Here is a 14,405-nt window from a genome sequence, read left to right on the forward strand (position 1 = left end):
ACACCGTGCCGGACGCGGAGGCCGCCGGGTGAAGGACCGTGCCCCCCTTGACCGGCACGGAATCGTCCGCGGCCGGCACGGCCGCGCCGCGCTCAGTGGCAGAGCCGCGCCTCGTGCTCCGCGTGGCCGCTGGGCTCCAGCTGGAAGGTGCAGTGCTCGACGTCGAAGTGATGGCCGAGGCAGCCCTGGAGGTCGTGCAGCAGCTTCTCGTGTCCGACCGAGTCCAGCATCTCCTGGTGCACGACCACGTGGGCCGACAGGACCGGCATGCCCGAGGTGATCGTCCAGGCGTGCAGGTCGTGCACGTCCAGCACGCCGGGCAGGGCCGTGATGTGTGCGCGCACCTCGTCCATGTCCACCCCCTCGGGCGCCGACTCCAGCAGCACGTCGAGGGTCTCCCGCAGGAGCTTGACCGTACGGGGGACGATCATCAGGCCGATCAGGAGCGAGGCGATGGGGTCGGCGGCCTGCCAGCCGGTGGCCATGATGATGCCCGCCGACACCAGCACCGTCACCGAACCCAGGGTGTCCGCGACCACTTCGAGGTACGCCCCGCGCACGTTCAGGCTGTCCCGCTGGCCGCGCACCAGCAGCGACAGCGAGACGACGTTGGCCACCAGGCCGACCGCCGCGAAGGCGATGGCGAGGCCGCCCCTGGTCTCCGCCGGGGTGATGAAGCGGTCCACCGCCTCGAAGACCAGGAAACCGCCGACGCCCAGGAGCAGCAGGCAGTTGGCGAGCGCGGCGAGGATCTCGGCACGGGCGAACCCGAAGGTGCGGTTGGGGCCCGCCGGCCGGTTGGCGAAGTGGATGGCCAGCAGGGCCATGCCCAGCCCCAGCGCGTCGGTCGCCATGTGCGCCGCGTCCGCGATCAGGGCGAGCGAGTCGGCGAGGAGCCCGCCGACGATCTCCATGACCATGACGCCGAGCGTGATGCCCAGGGCGACCCGGAGCCGGCCCCGGTACGCGGCGGCGGCGGTCCCCGTCGGGGGCGGTCCTCCGTGCAGGTGCCCGTGATCGTGGCCAGCCCCCATGCGAACGCCTCCGTGTACCCGTCGTGCCCCGCGGACGTACCTCGCCCGACGCGGTCAGTGAACTACGGCGGAGGGAGGCGGGGCAACACGGCACTGAACACCGTTGTCATGTGCTCTGACCTGCGGAAACGATCGCAGGTCAGCGCGTCGCGGAGGTGGGACCTACCCCGCGGTGCGGGCCTCGGGGTGGCGCAGGCACCAGCCCTCCCAGGCCGACTCCACCATCTCGCGCACGCCGCGGTGCGCCGTCCAGCCCAGCCGCTCGGTCATCCGGTCGGCCGACGCCACGGCCCTGGCGGCGTCTCCCGGCCGGGGCGGATCCACCACGGGACGGATGTGCAGACCGGTGACCTCGCCGACCAGCTCGGCGAGGTCGCGCACCGACACGCCCTCGCCCCGGCCGATGTTCACGGTGAGGTCGCCGCCGGGGTGCGCCTCCAGGTGGCCGGCGACGGCGAGGTGCGCCTCCGCCAGGTCGGCGACGTGGATGTAGTCGCGCACACAGGTGCCGTCCGGGGTCGGATAGCCGTCACCGAAGATCCGCGGCGCCTCGCCCCGGGTCAGCCGCTCGAAGAACATCGGCACGACGTTCGAGACGCCGGTGTCGGCCAGCTCGGGCCCGGCGGCGCCGGCCACGTTGAAATAGCGCAGGCAGGCCGTCGAGATCCCGTGCGCCCGGCCCGCCGCCCGCACCAGCCACTCCCCGGCGAGCTTCGTCTCGCCGTACGGGTTGATCGGCGCGCAGGGCGTCCCCTCCGTGACGAGGTCCACGTCCGGGACGCCGTAGACCGCCGCCGACGAGGAGAGGAGGAAGCGCCGCACCCCGGCCGCCACCACGGCCTCCAGCAGCACGCCGAGAGCGGCGACGTTCTCCCGGTAGTACAGCAGCGGCTTCTCGACGGACTCGCCGACCTGCTTCTTCGCCGCGAGGTGCACCACCCCCGTGACGGCGTGCTCCGCCAGGACCCGGTCGAGCACCGCGCGGTCCGAGACCGATCCCCGCACCAGGGTGACCTCCGCGGACAGCCGCTCCGCGATGCCGGACGACAGGTCGTCGAGGACGACGACCCGTTCTCCGGCGGCCGTCATGGCCTTCGCCACATGTGCCCCGATGTAGCCGGCTCCGCCTGTGATCAACCACGTCATGCAGGTCAGCTTATGCGCTGCCCGGACGTGGTTTGTGGGGCGAGGCGTTGATCGACCATGATGATCGCGAACGGCGCCGCATCATGGCCGATTCGCCCGAACGGAGCACAAACGGGTGGTGAACTCGGCCTTCCGTTCATCCGATAGCCTCAGCCGACGTGCCGCCGGCCCACCCCCGGGCCGCTGTGCCGCGCGCCGTTCCCGTCCGCACCAAGGAGTGAGTTCGTCTGTCGACCGCCATCCTCACCGGTGCGCCCGTACCCGGATCGTCGCTGGCGGACGATCTGCGGTCACTCGGCTTTGACGTGACTGCCGCAGCCGACGCCGACGAGGCCGCCGAGCTGCTCACCACGGTCCCCGCGAGCAGCCGTGTCGCGCTCGTGGACACACGCTTCGTCGGGCACGTCCACGCCCTCAGGCTCGGACTCACCGACCCCCGCTTCGCCGCCGCCTCCATCCCCGGAGCGCTCACCGCGCGGCCCGAGGCCCGCCCGGCGCTGCTCCGCGCCCTGCGGCGGACCGCCGCAGCAGGGACACCGGCCGGCGCGGACGCGACCGCCGCCGGGGACCGCACGGTGCCCGGCCGGCTGGCCGTCGAGCTGGACGCGGACGGCACCGCCGTGCAGCGTCCCGAACTCGGTTCGCTCACCGCCGCGGTGCCGGACGGCCCGGAGGAGCGGGAGACCGCCCGGACCGCCGTGGCCGCCGTCGACGACGAGGCCGTCCGGCTGCGCAGCGCGGTCAAGGCGCACGACGGCTTCTTCACCACCTACTTCATCAGCCCGTACTCCCGCTACATCGCCCGCTGGTGCGCCCGCCGCGGCCTCACCCCGAACCAGGTCACCACGGCCTCGCTGGTCACCGCGCTGATCGCGGCGGGCTGCGCCGCGACCGGCACCCGCGGCGGCTACGTCGCGGCCGGGCTGCTCCTGCTGTTCTCCTTCGTCCTCGACTGCACGGACGGGCAGCTCGCCCGGTACTCGCTGCAGTACTCGACGATGGGCGCCTGGCTGGACGCCACCTTCGACCGGGCCAAGGAGTACGCGTACTACGCGGGCCTCGCCCTCGGCGCCGCCCGCGGCGGCGACGACGTATGGGTCCTGGCGCTCGGCGCGATGGTCCTCCAGGCGTGCCGCCACGTCGTCGACTTCTCGTTCAACGAGGCCAACCACGACGCGGTGTCCAACACCAGCCCCACCGCCGCCCTCTCCGACCGGCTCGACAGCGTCGGCTGGACGGTCTGGCTGCGCCGGATGATAGTCCTGCCCATCGGCGAACGCTGGGCCATGATCGCCGTGCTCACCGCCGTGACCACGCCCCGGATCGTCTTCTGCGCCCTGCTCATCGGCTGCGCCCTGGCCGCCTGCTACACCACGGCGGGCCGGCTGCTCCGCTCGCTGACCCGCAAGGCCCGGCGCACCGACCGCGCCGCCCGGGCGCTGGCCGACCTGGCCGACTCGGGTCCGCTCGCCCAGGCCGTCGCCGCCGTGCTCCGGCGCCCCGGCGGCTCCTTCACCGCCCCGCTCCTGGCGATCGCCGGAGCCCTGGTCATCGTGGGCGCGGCCCTCTTCACGCCCTACGGCGGCTGGCCGGTCGTCGGTGCGGCGGCCGTGTACGCGGTCCTTTCCGGACTCGCCGTCTCGCGGCCGCTCAAGGGCGCCCTCGACTGGCTCGTCCCGCCGGTCTTCCGGGCCGCCGAGTACGGCACGATCCTGGCGCTGGCCGCCCGCAGCGAGGTGCCGCACGCCGTCCCCGCGGCGTTCGGCCTGGTCTCGGCCGTCGCCTACCATCACTACGACACGGTGTACCGCATCCGGGGCGGCACCGGGGCGCCTCCCACGTGGCTGGTGCGCGTCATCGGCGGGCACGAGGGCCGCACCCTGGTCGTGGCCGTCCTCGCCGCCGTACTCATCCACGGCTCAGGTTTCACCACGGCCCTCACCGCGCTCGCGGGCGCCGTGGCCCTGGTGGTGCTCGTGGAGTCCATCCGCTTCTGGGTGTCCTCCTCGGCCCCCGCCGTACACGACGAAGGAGAACTCGCATGATCGGCCTCGTACTGGCTGCCGGTGCCGGACGCCGTCTGCGTCCCTACACGGACACGCTGCCCAAGGCCCTGGTGCCGGTGGACGGCGAGAAGACGGTCCTGGACCTGACGCTGGCCAACTTCGCGGAGGTCGGGCTCACCGAGGTCGCCGTCGTCGTCGGCTACCGCAAGGAGGCGGTCTACGCCCGCAAGGCCGAGTTCGAGGCGACGTACGGGGTCACCCTGACGCTGATCGACAACGACAAGGCCGAGGAGTGGAACAACGCCTACTCCCTCTGGTGCGCGCGCGAGGTCCTGAAGAAGGGCGTCATCCTCGCCAACGGCGACACCGTGCACCCGGTCTCCGTCGAGAAGACCCTCCTGGACGCCCGCGGCGAGGGCCGGAAGATCATTCTCGCCCTCGACACGGTGAAGAACCTCGCCGACGAGGAGATGAAGGTCATCACCGAGGACGGCAAGGGCGTCCGGCGGATCACCAAGCTGATGGACCCGGCCACCGCGACCGGTGAGTACATCGGCGTCACGCTGATCGAGCCCGAGGCCGCCGACGAGCTCGCCGACGCCCTGCGGACCACCTTCGAGCGCGACCCCGACCTGTACTACGAGGACGGCTACCAGGAGCTCGTGAACCGCGGCTTCACCGTCGACGTGGCGCCCATCGGCGAGGTGACCTGGGTCGAGATCGACAACCACGACGACCTCGCCCGGGGCAGGGAGATCGCGTGCCGGTACTGACCCGCCTCATCCCGTCCCCGGTCGTCGTCGACATCCGGCGCGGCGCGATGGACGATCTGGCCGGTCTCCTCGCCGACCAGCGGATCTCCTCCTCGGGCAAGCTCGCCGTCGCGATCAGCGGCGGTTCCGGGCGCGCCCTGCGGGAGAGGCTCGCCCCGGTGCTGCCGGGTGCCGACTGGTACCCGGTCGCCGACGGCACGATCGACTCCGCGGTACGGCTCGCCGACGGCATCAAGGGCACCCGCTACGACGCGGTGGTCGGCCTCGGCGGCGGCAAGATCATCGACGTGGCGAAGTACGCCGCGGCGCGGGTGGGCATGCCTCTGGTGGCCGTCGCGACGAACCTGTCGCACGACGGGCTCTGCTCCCCGGTCGCGACCCTGGACAACGACAACGGACGCGGCTCCTACGGGGTCCCCACGCCGATCGCCGTGGTCATCGACCTCGACGTGATCCGCGAGGCGCCCGCGCGGTACGTGCGCTCCGGCGTGGGCGACGCGGTCTCCAACATCTCCTGCGTCGCGGACTGGGAGCTCGCCCACGAGGTACGGCGCGAGGACATCGACGGGCTCGCGGCGGCCATGGCCCGGCAGGCCGGCGAGGCCGTGCTGCGCCACCCCGGAGGCGTCGGCGACGACGCCTTCCTGAAGGTGCTCGCCGAGGGCCTGGTCCTCACCGGCATCTCGATGTCGATCGCCGGGGACTCCCGGCCCGCCTCCGGCGCCTGTCACGAGATCAACCACGCCTTCGACCTGCTGTACCCGAAGCGCGCGGCCAGCCACGGGGAGCAGGTCGGCCTCGGCGCCTGCTTCGCCATGCACCTGCGAGGCGCGCGCGAGGAGTCCGTCCAGATGGCGTCCGTGCTGCGGCGCCACGGGCTGCCGGTGCTGCCCGACGAGATCGGCTTCACCACCGAAGAGTTCGTGCGGGCGGTCGACTACGCCCCGCAGACGCGTCCGGGACGCTTCACGATCCTGGAACACCTCAACCTCTCCACCGACCAGATCAGGGACGCGTACGCCGACTATGCAAAAGCCATCCATAGCTGAACTCCGCCCGGTCGTGCACCCCCCGGGTGTGAAGGACCGGCGCAGCGGCGAGCACTGGGCGGGTCGGCTCTACATGCGCGAGATCTCGCTGCGCATCACCCGCCGCCTGGTGGTCACCTCGGTCACGCCCAACCAGCTGACCTACGTGATGACCGTCGCCGGTGTGCTGGCGGCTCCCGCGCTCCTCGTCCCGGGCATCCCCGGTGCCCTGCTCGGCGTCCTCGCGGTCCAGCTCTACCTGCTGTTCGACTGCGTCGACGGCGAGGTGGCCCGCTGGAAGAAGCAGTTCTCGCTGGGCGGGGTCTACCTGGACCGGGTGGCGGCCTACCTCTGCGACGCTGCGGTGCTGGTCGGCTTCGGCCTGCGTGCCGCCGACCTGTGGGGCCCCGGACGGATCGACTGGCTGTGGGCCTTCCTCGGGACGCTCGCCGCGCTGGGCGCCATCCTGATCAAGGCCGAGACCGACCTCGTCGGTGTCGCACGCCACCAGGGCGGGCTGCCGCCCGTGGAGGAGGCGGCGTCCGAGCCGCGCTCCTCCGGCATGGCGCTGGCCCGTCGCGCCGCGGGCGCGCTCAAGTTCCACCGGCTGATCCTCGGCATCGAGGCGTCGCTGGTCATCCTGGTCACGGCGGTGCTCGACACGGTCAGGGACGACCTCTTCTTCAGCCGTCTCGCCGTCGCGGTCCTGGCCGGCATCGCCCTCCTCCAGACCCTCCTGCACCTCGTCTCGATCCTGGCGTCCAGCAGGCTGAAGTGAGCTCTCCCATGAAACTCGGCGCGGTCATCATCACCATGGGCAACCGCCCCGACGAACTGCGCGCCCTCCTCGATTCGGTCGCCGGGCAGGACGGCGACCGGATCGAGGTGGTCGTCGTCGGCAACGGCGCCCCGGTCCCGGACGTCCCCGCGGGCGTGCGGACCGTCGAGCTGCCCGAGAACCTCGGTATCCCGGGCGGCCGCAACGTCGGCATCGAGGCCTTCGGCCCGTCCGGGGCCGACGTGGACGCCCTGCTCTTCCTCGACGACGACGGGCACCTGCCGAACTCCGACACCGCCGAGCTCTGCCGGCAGGCGTTCGAGGCCGACCCCAGGCTCGGCATCGTCACCTTCCGCATCGCGGATCCGGACACCGGCGCCACCCAGCGGCGCCACGTGCCCCGGCTGCGCGCGGCCGACCCGATGCGCTCGTCCCGCGTCACGACCTTCCTCGGCGGGGCGAACGCCGTGCGCAGCCAGGTGATCGCCGAGGCGGGCCCGCTCCCCGGCGAGTTCTTCTACGCGCACGAGGAGACCGACCTCGCCTGGCGTGCCCTGGACGCCGGCTGGATGATCGAGTACCGGGCCGACATGGTGCTCAACCACCCCACCACCGCCCCCTCGCGGCACGCGGTCTACCACCGCATGGTGGCCCGCAACCGCGTCTGGCTGGCCCGCCGCAACCTGCCCGCGCCGCTGGTGCCCCTCTACCTCGGGGTCTGGCTGCTTCTCACCCTCGTCCGCCGGCCCTCCCTGCCGGCCCTCAGGGCCTGGTTCGGCGGCTTCCGTGAGGGCTGGACCGAGCCCTGCGGACCCCGGCGCCCCATGAGGTGGCGTACGGTGTGGCGGCTGACCAGGCTGGGCCGCCCGCCGGTCATCTGAGAGGCTCACCTCTGAGACCATGAGCTGTATGCATTTCGTACGGGGATCCTGTCCGCCTTGGCCGCGCCCGCGACCGGCTGCGCATTGTGAAGACGAGAGTTCTTAACTGTGAGTGACACGACCCAAGACGGCGGGGTTGCCCTGAGCAGCCCGCCGTCCGCCGACGAGGGCCTGAGCGCGAGCCGGCTGGCCGAGAAGTACGGCCTGACGGTGAGCGGCGCCCGGCCCGGGCTGTTCGCGTACATCCGGCACCTCTGGGGCCGCCGGCACTTCATCCTGGCGTTCTCCAGGGCCAAGCTGACCGCTCAGTACAGCCAGGCCAAGCTCGGCCAGCTGTGGCAGGTGGCCACACCGCTGCTCAACGCCCTGGTCTACTTCCTGATCTTCGGACTGATCCTGGGCACCCGGAAGGGGATCACCCAGGAGGTCTTCATCCCCTTCCTGGTGACCGGCGTCTTCGTCTTCACCTTCACCCAGAGCTCGGTCATGGCGGGTGTGCGCTCCATCTCGGGCAACATCGGCCTGGTCCGGGCGCTGCACTTCCCCCGGGCCTCGCTCCCCGTCTCGTTCTCGCTGCAGCAGCTCCAGCAGCTGCTGTTCTCGATGATCGTGCTGGTGGCCGTGGCGGTGGGCTTCGGGAGCTATCCGAAGCTCTCCTGGCTGCTCGTCGTCCCGGCGCTCGCCCTGCAGTTCCTTTTCAACACCGGTCTGGCGCTGGTCATGGCGCGGCTCGGCAGCAAGACCCCGGACCTGGCCCAGCTGATGCCGTTCGTCATGCGGACCTGGATGTACGCCTCCGGCGTCATGTTCTCGATCCCCGTGATGCTGGCGGACAAGCCGCAGTGGATCGCCGACGTGCTGCAGTACAACCCGGTGGCGATCTACATGGACCTGGTGCGCTTCGCGCTCATCGACGGCTACGGCGCGGACAACCTGCCCCAGCACGTCTGGGCCGTCGGGCTCGCCTGGGCGCTGGTGGTCGGCGTCGTGGGCTTCGTGTACTTCTGGAAGGCAGAGGAACGGTACGGTCGTGGCTGAGGAAACGTCCCAGGGGCACATCCCCACCGTGATCGCGGACGACGTGCACATCGTGTACCGGGTCAACGGCACGGGCGGCGGCAAGGGAAGCGCCACCGCGGCGCTGAGCCGGATCATGCGGCGAGGCAAGGGCGAACCGCGCGGTGTGCGCAAGGTGCACGCGGTGCGCGGTGTCTCCTTCACCGCCTACCGCGGCCAGGCCATCGGCCTGATCGGCACCAATGGTTCGGGCAAGTCCACCCTGCTGCGGGCCATCGCCGGCCTGCTGCCGACCGAGCACGGCAAGGTGTACACCGACGGCCAGCCCTCGCTGCTCGGGGTCAACGCGGCCCTGATGAGCGATCTGACCGGCGAGCGCAACGTCGTGCTCGGCGGGCTCGCGATGGGCATGAGCCGCGAGGAGATCCGTACCCGCTACCAGGACATCGTGGACTTCTCGGGGATCAACGAGAAGGGCGACTTCATCACGCTGCCGATGCGGACGTACTCGTCCGGCATGGCGGCCAGGCTGCGCTTTTCGATCGCGGCCGCCAAGAACCACGACGTCCTCATGATCGACGAGGCGCTGGCCACCGGTGACCGCAAGTTCCGGGTGCGCTCCGAGGAGCGGATCCGCGAGCTGCGCAAGGAGGCGGGCACCGTCTTCCTGGTCAGCCACAACAACAAGACGATCAGGGACACCTGTGACCGTGTGCTGTGGCTGGAGAAGGGCGAGCTCCTGATGGACGGTCCCACCGAAGAGGTGCTGAAGGCCTACGAGCAGGAGACGGGCAAGTAGCTGCCGTGCGTGCGTGCGGCCCCGCCGGAGCACGGCGGGGCCGCACGCCGGTCGGCGACGGGCGGTGCGCACGGCCGCGGGCGCTTCCGGGCGGATCTCCTCCCGGCGGATGACGTCAACGCGTCCCCGCCCGAGGAACGTTGACGGAGTCCGCGGTGCCCCGCGAGGACGCGCAGCACCCCGCCGGGGCTGCGTGGGCCGTACAACGTAAGCTGTGACGGTGCTGATTCGCGCCGATGTGAGGGCGTATGCCCCGATGCATCGCCCGTTGTGAGCAGGTCGCACTCGGCCGGACGAGCGGCGTGTCCGAAAAGGGATGTTTTGGGTCAGCAGTGTAGAACGGGAGATGTGACGGCAATGAGGGAAGATCTCCAGCTCCTGCGCGGTATCGCCGTCTCCGCGTCCCGTGGTGAGCGGTGACCCGCGACCGGCGCGCGCGCACCGACGCCGCCACCGCCACGCTCGACAAGGCCGCGGACGAGAACTTCCCCGTGGCCCCCTTCTTCCTGCCCCGCGCCTGGCGCGACGACCTGATGGCCGTCTACGGGTTCGCCCGCCTCGTCGACGACATCGGTGACGGCGACCTCGCCCCCGGCGGAGCGGACGCCCGCCACCTCGGCCTCGACCCCGGACAGGGCGAGGACCGGCTCGCCGCGCTGGACGCCCTCGAAGCCGACCTGCACCGCGTCTTCTCGCCCACCGGCGACGGCCCGCGCCACCCCCTGATGCGCGCACTGCGCCCCACCGTGCGGCGCTGCGCGCTCACCCCCGAACCCTTCCTCGGGCTCCTCGAAGCCAACCGGCAGGACCAGAAGGTCCGCCGCTACGGGACCTACGGCGACCTGCTCGCCTACTGCGAGCTCTCCGCCAACCCCGTCGGCCGCCTCGTCCTGCAGATCACCGGCACCGCCAGCCCCGAGCGGATCCGCCGCTCCGACGCCGTCTGCACCGCGCTGCAGATCGCCGAGCACCTCCAGGACGTCGCCGAGGACCTCGGCCGCGACCGGATCTACCTGCCCGCCGAGGACATGGCCCGCTTCCACGTCGGCGAGCGTGACCTGGCGGCGCCGTCCGCCGGAGCGGCGGTGCGCTCCCTCGTCGCGTTCGAGGCGGAGCGCGCCCGCGAGCTGCTCGACGAGGGCGTCCCGCTGGTGGGCAGCGTCCACGGCCGCCTCAGGCTGCTGCTCGCCGGATTCGTCGGCGGCGGGCGCGCCGCCCTCGCCGCGGTCTCCGCCGCGGGTTTCGACGTACTGCCCGGACCGCCCGTACCCACCGCGCCGAGACTGCTGCGCGAGGTGGGAGACGTCCTGCGAAGAGCGCACAGAGAGGGGTGAGCCGGACCGTGGAGGGACAGACGACGTACATGTCGGCACCGGTACAGGCCGCGTACAGCTACTGCGAGGCCGTCACCGGACAGCAGGCCCGTAATTTCGCGTACGGCATCCGACTGCTGCCGTACGAGAAGCGGCAGGCCATGTCGGCGCTGTACGCCTTCTCCCGTCGGGTCGACGACATCGGCGACGGCGAGCTGGACCCGGAGACCAAGCGCACCCGGCTGGAGGAGACCCGGGGGCTGCTCGGCCGCATCCGGGACGACGCCGTCGACGAGGACGACACCGACCCGGTCGCGGTCGCGCTGGCCGACGCCACGCGCCGCTTCCCGCTCCCGCTCGGCGGCCTCGACGAGCTCATCGACGGCGTGCTGATGGACGTGCGCGGGGCGACGTACGAGACCTGGGACGACCTGAAGACGTACTGCCGGTGCGTCGCGGGCGCCATCGGTCGCCTCAGCCTGGGTGTCTTCGGCACGGCTCCGGGCACCCCCGGGGCCGAGCGGGCCGCCGAGTACGCCGACACCCTCGGTCTCGCGCTCCAGCTGACGAACATCCTCCGCGACGTCCGCGAGGACGCCGGCAACGGGCGCACCTACCTGCCGGCCGACGACCTCGCCAAGTTCGGCTGCTCCGCCGGCTTCCACCGGGCCACCCCGCCGCCCGGGTCCGACTTCGCCGGCCTGGTGCACTTCGAGGTGCGCCGCGCCCGGGCGCTCTTCGCCGAGGGCTACCGGCTGCTCCCCATGCTGGACCGGCGCAGCGGTGCCTGCGTGGCGGCCATGGCCGGGATCTACCGCAGGCTCCTCGACCGGATCGAGCGCGACCCCGAGGCGGTCCTGCGGGGCAGGGTCTCGCTGCCCGGCCACGAGAAGGCGTACGTCGCGGTGCGCGGCCTCTCCGGCCTCGACGCCCGGTACGTCTCCCGCCGGACGGCCCGGGGGAGGGTCTCGTGACGGGTGCGGACCGACCCGCGGGACGGGCAACCCCGCACCGCCCCGGTGCGTCCCTCTCTCCGGCGGCACGGCGTGTGGCGCCGACCGCGGTGACACGGCGAAGGGAGCGCGCATGACCGGCCACAGCCCCCGTGCCTCCCGTGCGGTGGTCGTCGGCGGCGGGCTGGCGGGCGTGACCGCCGCACTGCGGCTGGCCGACGCGGGAATCGACGTGACGCTGCTCGAAGGCCGCCCCCGGCTCGGCGGGCTCGCCTTCTCCTTCCGGCGCGGCGACCTGTCCGTGGACAACGGCCAGCACGTCTACCTGCGCTGCTGCACGGCCTACCGCGGGTTCCTCGACCGGATCGGGGGCGCGCACCTCGCCCCGCTCCAGGACCGGCTCGACGTGCCGGTGCTCGACGTGGGCCGGGCCGCCGGGCCGAGGCTCGGACGGCTGCGCCGCACCGGGCTGCCCGTACCGCTGCACCTGGCCGGCGGTCTCGCCGCCTACCCGCACCTCTCCCCGGCGGAGAAGGCCGGGGTCGCCCGTGCCGCGCTGGCGCTGGGCCGCCTCGACCCCGCCGACCCCGCGCTCGACGGCATCGACTTCGCCACCTGGCTGCGCCGTCAGGGGCAGTCACCGCGCACCGTCGAGGCGCTGTGGGACCTCGTCGGCGTCGCCACGCTCAACGCCACCGCGCCGAACGCCTCGGCGGCGCTCGCCGCGAAGGTGTTCAAGACGGGGCTCCTCTCGGAACCGGGCGCCGCGGACATCGGCTGGGCCGCCGTGCCGCTCGGCGACCTCCACGACACCCTCGCGCGCAAGGCGCTCGCCTCGGCGGGGGTGCGGATCCGCCTGCGCACCCGCGTCGACTCCGTCACCCGCGCCGAGGACGGACGCTGGGCCGTCGGCACCGACGGCGAGCGGTTCGAGGCGGACACCGTCGTCCTCGCCGTCCCCCAGGGCGACACCCACCGGCTGCTGCCCGACGGGGCGCTGGACGACCCGGACCGGCTGCTCGACCTCACCGACGCGCCGATCCTGAACGTGCACGTGGTCTACGACCGCAGGGTGCTGCGCCGGCCGTTCTTCGCCGCGCTCGGCTCACCCGTGCAGTGGGTCTTCGACCGCACCGCGTCCTCGGGCCTCCGGGGCGGCGGCCAGTACCTCGCGGTGTCCCAGTCCGCGGCGCAGGACGAGATCGACCTGCCCGTCGCCGAGCTGCGCCGGCGCTACCTGCCCGAGCTGGAGCGGCTCCTCCCGGCGGCGCGCGGAGCCGGGATCCGCGACTTCTTCGTCACCCGGGAACGCACCGCGACCTTCGCGCCCGTACCGGGTGTGGGACGGCTGAGGCCGGGCACACGCACCCGCGCCCCCGGGCTCCACCTGGCGGGAGCATGGACCGCCACCGGCTGGCCCGCCACCATGGAGGGTGCCGTCCGCAGTGGCTCCACCGCCGCGGACGCCGCGCTCCGGGCGCTCGGCCGGCCCCATGAACATCCGCTTCAGGAGGCGGCATGAGCAGTACCACCGGAACAAGAGGAGAGTCTGTGACCCCGGCGAATCCGGCTTACGACACCGTGGCGGACACCACGGACGTCACCGCGCTTCTGGAGCGTGGAAGGGCCCTGTCAGCGCCGGTGCTGAGAGCTGCCGTGGACCGGCTGGCGCCGCCCATGGACACCGTCGCGGCCTACCACTTCGGCTGGATCGACGCCCAGGGCCGACCGGCCGAGGGGGACGGCGGCAAGGCCGTCCGCCCCGCACTGGCCCTGCTGTCCGCGGAAGCGGCGGGAGCCCCGGCGGAGGCCGGGATCCCCGGAGCCGTGGCCGTCGAACTCGTGCACAACTTCTCGCTGCTGCACGACGACCTGATGGACGGCGACGAGCAGCGCCGCCACCGCGACACCGTGTGGAAGGTGCACGGCCCCGCCCAGGCGATCCTCGTCGGTGACGCGCTCTTCGCGCTGGCCAACGAGGTCCTGCTGGAGCTCGGCACCGTCGAGGCCGGCCGGGCGGCCCGCCGTCTGACCACCGCCAGCCGCAAGCTGATCGACGGTCAGGCCCAGGACATCTCCTACGAGCACCGGGAACGGGTCACCGTCGAGGAGTGCCTGGAGATGGAGGGCAACAAGACGGGCGCCCTGCTCGCCTGCGCCGTCTCCATCGGCGCCGTGCTCGGCGGGGCCGACGACCGCACCGCCGACACCCTGGAGGCGTACGGCTACCACCTCGGCCTGGCCTTCCAGGCGGTCGACGACCTGCTGGGCATCTGGGGCGACCCCGAGTCCACGGGCAAGCAGACCTGGAGCGACCTGCGCCAGCGCAAGAAGTCCCTGCCCGTCGTGGCCGCGCTCGCCGCCGGCGGACCGGCCTCCGAGCGGCTCGGCGAACTGCTCGCCGCGGACGCCAAGAGCAGCGACTTCGACAGCTTCTCCGAGGAGGAGTTCGCCGCCCGCGCGGCGCTCATCGAGGAGGCGGGCGGCCGCGAGTGGACCGCCGAGGAAGCCCGCCGTCAGCACGCGGTGGCCATCGAGGCGCTGCACCGCGTCGACATGCCGGAACGCGTGCGGGCGCAGCTCACCGAGCTCGCCGACTTCGTGGTCGTGCGAAAGCGATGACCACCACCCAGATATGACTCGCAGTCGCCGGCGGGCGCCCTCAGGGGCGCCCGCC

13 protein-coding genes are annotated in these 14,405 nt (G+C 72.5%); 11 read left to right on the plus strand and 2 right to left on the minus strand.

Annotated features, from left to right (window positions below):
* Positions 1 to 92 precede the first annotated feature (92 nt).
* Together ABZ172_RS02185 and galE are read right to left on the minus strand one after the other, a co-directional pair.
* The gene (locus tag ABZ172_RS02185; RefSeq protein ID WP_356879214.1) at positions 93 to 1,034 is read right to left on the minus strand and encodes a cation diffusion facilitator family transporter; all 942 of its coding nucleotides are present in this window, start codon (positions 1,032 to 1,034) and stop codon (positions 93 to 95) included.
* Between the two features lie 162 nt (positions 1,035 to 1,196).
* On the minus strand, positions 1,197 to 2,180 hold the full coding sequence (galE, locus tag ABZ172_RS02190) for a UDP-glucose 4-epimerase GalE (RefSeq protein WP_356879216.1): 984 nt from the start codon (positions 2,178 to 2,180) through the stop codon (positions 1,197 to 1,199).
* 305 nt (positions 2,181 to 2,485) lie between these two features.
* On the opposite strand from galE, the gene ABZ172_RS02195 reads away from it, so the two are divergent.
* The 11 genes from ABZ172_RS02195 (at position 2,486) to ABZ172_RS02245 (ending at position 14,350) form a co-directional block, all read left to right on the plus strand.
* Positions 2,486 to 4,225 (plus strand): DUF5941 domain-containing protein, encoded by a 1,740-nt coding sequence (locus ABZ172_RS02195; protein ID WP_356879218.1) that lies wholly within the window; start codon positions 2,486 to 2,488, stop codon positions 4,223 to 4,225.
* Positions 4,222 to 4,959 carry a phosphocholine cytidylyltransferase family protein gene (locus ABZ172_RS02200; RefSeq protein ID WP_356879220.1) on the plus strand — a complete coding sequence of 246 codons (738 nt, stop codon included), beginning with the start codon at positions 4,222 to 4,224 and terminating at the stop codon, positions 4,957 to 4,959. Before ABZ172_RS02195 ends, ABZ172_RS02200 begins: the two co-directional genes overlap by 4 nt.
* The gene (locus ABZ172_RS02205; RefSeq protein WP_356879222.1) at positions 4,947 to 6,008 is read left to right on the plus strand and encodes an iron-containing alcohol dehydrogenase family protein; all 1,062 of its coding nucleotides are present in this window, start codon (positions 4,947 to 4,949) and stop codon (positions 6,006 to 6,008) included. Before ABZ172_RS02200 ends, ABZ172_RS02205 begins: the two co-directional genes overlap by 13 nt.
* Positions 5,986 to 6,765, plus strand: coding sequence for a CDP-alcohol phosphatidyltransferase family protein (locus ABZ172_RS02210; RefSeq protein ID WP_356879224.1), 780 nt, complete (start codon positions 5,986 to 5,988; stop codon positions 6,763 to 6,765). The genes ABZ172_RS02205 and ABZ172_RS02210 overlap by 23 nt, the downstream gene beginning before the upstream one ends.
* A gap of 8 nt (positions 6,766 to 6,773) precedes the next feature.
* Positions 6,774 to 7,646 carry a glycosyltransferase family 2 protein gene (locus tag ABZ172_RS02215; protein WP_356879226.1) on the plus strand — a complete coding sequence of 291 codons (873 nt, stop codon included), beginning with the start codon at positions 6,774 to 6,776 and terminating at the stop codon, positions 7,644 to 7,646.
* A gap of 108 nt (positions 7,647 to 7,754) precedes the next feature.
* Positions 7,755 to 8,684 carry an ABC transporter permease gene (locus ABZ172_RS02220; RefSeq protein ID WP_356879228.1) on the plus strand — a complete coding sequence of 310 codons (930 nt, stop codon included), beginning with the start codon at positions 7,755 to 7,757 and terminating at the stop codon, positions 8,682 to 8,684.
* Positions 8,677 to 9,462 (plus strand): ABC transporter ATP-binding protein, encoded by a 786-nt coding sequence (locus ABZ172_RS02225; RefSeq protein WP_356879230.1) that lies wholly within the window; start codon positions 8,677 to 8,679, stop codon positions 9,460 to 9,462. The genes ABZ172_RS02220 and ABZ172_RS02225 overlap by 8 nt, the downstream gene beginning before the upstream one ends.
* Positions 9,463 to 9,878: 416 nt before the next feature.
* On the plus strand, positions 9,879 to 10,796 hold the full coding sequence (gene hpnC, locus ABZ172_RS02230) for a squalene synthase HpnC (protein WP_356879232.1): 918 nt from the start codon (positions 9,879 to 9,881) through the stop codon (positions 10,794 to 10,796).
* A gap of 29 nt (positions 10,797 to 10,825) precedes the next feature.
* Positions 10,826 to 11,749 (plus strand): presqualene diphosphate synthase HpnD, encoded by a 924-nt coding sequence (gene hpnD / locus ABZ172_RS02235; protein ID WP_356879233.1) that lies wholly within the window; start codon positions 10,826 to 10,828, stop codon positions 11,747 to 11,749.
* Positions 11,750 to 11,861: 112 nt separating this feature from the next.
* Positions 11,862 to 13,250: a hydroxysqualene dehydroxylase HpnE gene (hpnE, locus tag ABZ172_RS02240; RefSeq protein WP_356879235.1), complete on the plus strand. Its 1,389-nt coding sequence runs from the start codon at positions 11,862 to 11,864 to the stop codon at positions 13,248 to 13,250.
* Complete coding sequence (locus ABZ172_RS02245) at positions 13,247 to 14,350, plus strand: polyprenyl synthetase family protein (RefSeq protein WP_356879237.1); 1,104 nt, start codon at positions 13,247 to 13,249, stop codon at positions 14,348 to 14,350. The genes hpnE and ABZ172_RS02245 overlap by 4 nt, the downstream gene beginning before the upstream one ends.
* Positions 14,351 to 14,405 lie beyond the last annotated feature (55 nt).

The organism is Streptomyces sp. NPDC006296 (genome assembly GCF_040613235.1).
Classification (GTDB): domain Bacteria; phylum Actinomycetota; class Actinomycetes; order Streptomycetales; family Streptomycetaceae; genus Streptomyces.